This is a genomic window from Streptomyces canarius, from assembly GCF_014650735.1.
Lineage (GTDB): Bacteria > Actinomycetota > Actinomycetes > Streptomycetales > Streptomycetaceae > Streptomyces > Streptomyces olivaceoviridis.
This window is the reverse complement of the sequence record NZ_BMVN01000146.1, coordinates 1-4,254: the sequence shown is the minus strand read 5'-3', so window position 1 is coordinate 4,254 and position 4,254 is coordinate 1. Positions and strand designations below refer to the sequence as shown.

Annotated in this window: 4 protein-coding genes; 1 reads left to right on the top strand and 3 read right to left on the bottom strand. The window is 69.5% G+C overall.

Annotated elements, in window-relative coordinates; all coding sequences use genetic code 11:
• The 3 genes from IE294_RS46430 to IE294_RS46420 form a co-directional block, all read right to left on the bottom strand.
• A partial coding sequence (locus IE294_RS46430; protein WP_189895345.1) for an aldo/keto reductase occupies positions 1-383 on the bottom strand: 383 nt, incomplete at its 3' end.
• 86 nt (positions 384-469) lie between these two features.
• Positions 470-1,447, bottom strand: a complete 978-nt coding sequence (locus tag IE294_RS46425; protein ID WP_189895344.1) for an aldo/keto reductase — start codon at positions 1,445-1,447, stop codon at positions 470-472.
• Between the two features lie 39 nt (positions 1,448-1,486).
• Complete coding sequence (locus IE294_RS46420) at positions 1,487-2,653, bottom strand: MFS transporter (protein WP_189895343.1); 1,167 nt, start codon at positions 2,651-2,653, stop codon at positions 1,487-1,489.
• 290 nt (positions 2,654-2,943) lie between these two features.
• On the opposite strand from IE294_RS46420, the gene IE294_RS46415 reads away from it, so the two are divergent.
• Positions 2,944-3,942 (top strand): aldo/keto reductase family protein, encoded by a 999-nt coding sequence (locus IE294_RS46415; RefSeq protein WP_189895342.1) that lies wholly within the window; start codon positions 2,944-2,946, stop codon positions 3,940-3,942.
• Positions 3,943-4,254: the final 312 nt, after the last annotated feature.

The window sequence follows — 4,254 nt, the reverse complement described above, 5'->3', positions numbered from 1 at the left end:
TAGAACAGGTCGATGTGATCGGTCCGCAGGTTGCGCAGGCTGGTCTCCAGCGACCGGACCATGTTCAGACGGTGGTTGCCGCCCGAGTTCGGGTTCCCCCGCTCACGGGCCATCGTGTACTTCGTGGCGATGACGACCCGGTCCCGCTTGTCCTTCACGAACTCCCCGAGCAGACGCTCCGCGGAACCGTCGGTGTAGTTCACCGACGTATCGACGAAATTACCGCCCCGGTCGACATACAGATCGAAGATACGGCGGGCCTCCTCGGCCCCCGCACCCCACCCCCAGTCGTCGCCGAACGTCATCGTCCCCAGCGACAACGGCGAGACACGCAGACCCGAACGGCCCAGAAGACGGTACTCGGACAGGGAATCGGCACTCATGAAAACGCTATCTCTCTCGTCAGGGGTGCTGCTGGTTGTCAGTGGTGCGCGCGGTGGCGCCTCGCGGAGGGCCGTGACGGCCTGTCTCACACGTCGATGGCGGACATGCTCGCCGCCCCGTAGCGCGCGCCCGCGGCGGCGCCGAGGGCGCTCAGCCGGGACAGCTGCGCGTCGCTGAGACGGAGGCCGTCCGCGCCGGCGTTCTCTTCCAACCGCTCCACCCGCTTCGTACCGGGGATCGGAACGACGTCGTCGCCCTGCGCCAGCAGCCAGGCCAGGGCCACCTGTGCGGGCGTGGCGCCCAGCTCCTCGGCCACGGCGCCGACTTCGTCGACGAGCCGCAGGTTCGCGGCCAGGTTGGCGTCGGCGAACCGGGGGATGGTCCGACGGAAGTCGTCCCCGTCGAGCTGGTCGGCGCTGCGGACGGCGCCCGTGAGGAACCCTCGTCCCAGCGGCGAGTAGGGGACGAGCCCGATGCCGAGTTCGCGCAGCACGGGAAGGATCTCCGCCTCGACGTCGCGCGTCCACAGCGAGTACTCCGTCTGCAGGGCGGTGATCGGGTGGACGGCGTGGGCGCGGCGGATGGTCTGCGCAGAGGCCTCCGACAGACCGATGTGCCGGATCTTGCCTTCCTCGACGAGTTCCTTCAGCGTGCCCACGGTCTCCTCGATCGGCACGTCCGGGTCGACGCGGTGCTGGTAGTACAGATCGATCCGGTCCGTGGCCAGGCGGCGCAGCGATCCCTCCACCGCCAGCCGGATGTTGGCCGGCGTGCTGTCCAGTTGCCGCGTGCTGTCGGCACGGTAGGAGGCCAGGCCGAACTTGGTGGCGAGAACGACGTCGTCCCGGCGGCCTGCGATGGCCCGGCCCACCAGTTCCTCATTGGTGTGCGGGCCGTAGACGTCCGCCGTGTCGAGCAGGGTGACGCCGAGGTCGAGCGCCTGGTGGATGGTACGTACGGATTCCTGGTCGTCGGTCCCCGCCCCCGTGTAGTAGGCGGACATGCCCATGCAACCCAGACCGATGCGGGCGACGTCGAGTTCTCCCAGCTTGGTGTGCTTCATGCCTTACATCTCCGATGACGGTACTAGTACTGACTTTTCCTACGCTGTCTTCTCTGTCATGAGCGCGCGCGTCGGAACCCAGACGAGCAGGCCGAGCACCGACAGAACGACTCCCGTCCAGCACACCGCGTTCCAGCCTCCGACGGACCACAGCACGCCGGCGGCGGTCGAGCCCAGGGCGCCACCGCAGAAGTTGCCGCAGACGTACGCGGTGTTGACGCGGCTGCGCGCGTCCGGCGAAAGAGCGAGGATCCTCGCCTGGTTGAGGATGTTGCGCGACTGCGTGGCGACGTCCAGGGTCAGGATCGACACGATCAGCCAGGCGAGCCCGTGCGTGCCGAACGTCCCGCACAGCCAGGCCACGCTGGCCAGCACCCAGGACCAGCCGGTCACGGGCACGGACCAGCCGCGGTCGTGCAGGCGCCCGGACCCCTGAGCCGCCAGCGATCCCACCAGACCGACCGCCCCGAGCAGACCGATCCCGGCGGTCGAGTAGTGGTAGGGAGGACCGCTGAGCAGAAAGGTGAGGGCGGTCCAGAACATGGTGAAGGTGGCGAACCCGATCGATCCGAAAGCGACCGCCACCCGCAGTACGGGCTCCTCCTTCAGCAAGGACGCCGTAGAGCGCAGCAACCGCCCGTAGGGCATCGTCGTCTTGACCGGCAGGGAGGGTGTCATCCGGTACAGGACGGCCGCGAGCACCGCCATGAGGCAGGCGGCGAAGACATACACCGCACGCCACCCCGCCGCTGCCGCGATCACCCCGCTGACGATGCGGGCCACGAGAATGCCGGTCACCAGGCCGCTGACCACCACGCCCACCACGCGCCCCCGGTCGGCGTCGGTCGCCAGGTCGCCCGCGAACGCGACCAGCACCTGTCCCGACACGGTCGTCAGACCCACCGCGACGAAGCCCGCGGCCAGCAGGGGTACTCCTGGGGCGACGGCGCACAGCGCCAGCGCGACCGAGCACAGGACCATGAGAAGCGGTACGAGTCGCCGCCGGTCCCGGCGGTCGCCGAGGGGCACCAGCAGCACGATCCCGACGGCGTACCCGACCTGGATGGCCGTGACGAGCAGCCCGGTGAAACCCTCACTCACGTGCAACGCATCGGCGATGTCCCGCAGAAGGGGCTGCGCGTAATAGAGGTTGCCGACCGCCGCGCCGCCCGCCACGGCGAACAGGAGGGTCAGGACGCGGTTCATCCGGATCCCCGATGCAGTCGCGCGTTCCACACCAAGTGCCACGCCGCTCCTCCTTGTTGTCACAGTGCGGGAGGGAACTCCTCACGCTCGTTCCCGGCACCACCGAGTCTGATGATGTTCCGACCCGCCAACCAGGGTGTGAGTGTCCCTGGGTGCGGCGCACCCAGGGACACCGCGGAGCGAAGAGAAGCGTCGGCTTCGGCGCGCGCACCGCCCGCCCTCCCGGTTACGGTCGTCAGGCAAGGAACGACAGGCATTGCGTCGACACACCACCGTCGGGAGGAGCAGCCATGCGCTACCGGAAACTCGGGAGTTCGGACCTCGAAGTCTCCGAGATCTCGCTGGGGTCGTGGCTCACCTTCGCCGGCGGGGTGGAGGCGGAGACCACGCGCGCCTGCACCGAGGCGGCCTTCGACGCGGGAATCAACTTCTTCGACACGGCCAACGTCTACGGGCGGGGAGCGGCCGAGTCCGCGTGGGGCGGGATCCTCTCCGCTCACCCGCGCGACTCCTACATCCTGGCCACGAAGGTCTGGGGGCAGATGTCCGACGACCCGTCCGACCGGGGCCTGTCTGCCGGACAGATCGCCAAGCAGATCGACGCCTCCCTGACCAGGCTCCGGACCGACTACGTGGACCTGTACCAGGCCCACCGGTTCGATCCGTCGGTACCCGTCGAGGACACCGTGGAGGCGTTCCAGAAGGTCGTCGAGCAGGGCAAGGCCCGCTACATCGGCTTCAGCGAGTGGACCCCCGAGCAGATCCAGGCCGCGATCACTGTCGCCGGGCCGGACCTGTTCGTCTCCTCCCAGCCGCAGTACTCCATGCTGTGGCAGGCTCCCGAGGCAGAGGTGTTCGGGGTGTGCGCCGCCAACGGGATCTCGCAGATCGTCTGGTCCCCACTGGCCCAGGGCATCCTGACCGGGAAGTACGCGCCTGGCCGGCCGGCTCCCGAGGGCAGCCGGTTCGCCAGCGACGCGATGGCGGGCTCCAAGGACCTCGTCTACAGCGACGCGGCACTGGAAGCGGTCCAGCACCTCGTACCGATCGCCGAAGAGGCGGGCATGAACATGGCCACCATGGCACTGGCCTGGGTGCTGAGGCGGGGCGAAGTCGCCTCGGCCATCACCGGCGCCTCCCGTCCGGAGCAGGTCCACCACAACGCCGCGGCCTCCGGAGTCGTACTGCCGGAGGACCTGCTGGCCGCGGTCGACGCCGTCCTGCGCGACGTCGCCGTCACCGGACCCGTGCTCGGTCCCCTCGTGGAGGAGGGTGTGAAACACCGCTGACCCTCGCCGGAGGAGCGGGTCGGCGGGACACTCCGTTCCCGCGGGGCCGCCCACCGACGACGAGGACACACGAAGGCCGTCAGCGGCACTCGGCGCCCTGCCGGTGTCGGCGCGGGGACTCGCGTAGGCACCGAGCACGGCCCCGGCGACGACGCACGGACGTTTCGCGGGAACGCGGCCCACGTCATGCGTGCCGCCAAGGCTTCCCCGCGATCTCGTGAAGGCCGGTGCCCGTCCTCGCGGACACCGGGCGCCGGATGGCCGTGGCACGCCGCCTGGTTCCCTCCCGGGTAGCTCTGTCCGGGTTCCCGC

Bases quoted from the DNA above. Each gene is read 5' to 3' on its own strand.
- IE294_RS46425 (WP_189895344.1), bottom strand. From the start codon at position 1,447: ATGAAGCACACCAAGCTGGGAGAACTCGACGTCGCCCGCATCGGTCTG.
- IE294_RS46415 (WP_189895342.1), top strand. From the start codon at position 2,944: ATGCGCTACCGGAAACTCGGGAGTTCGGACCTCGAAGTCTCCGAGATC.
- IE294_RS46420 (WP_189895343.1), bottom strand. From the start codon at position 2,653: ATGAACCGCGTCCTGACCCTCCTGTTCGCCGTGGCGGGCGGCGCGGCG.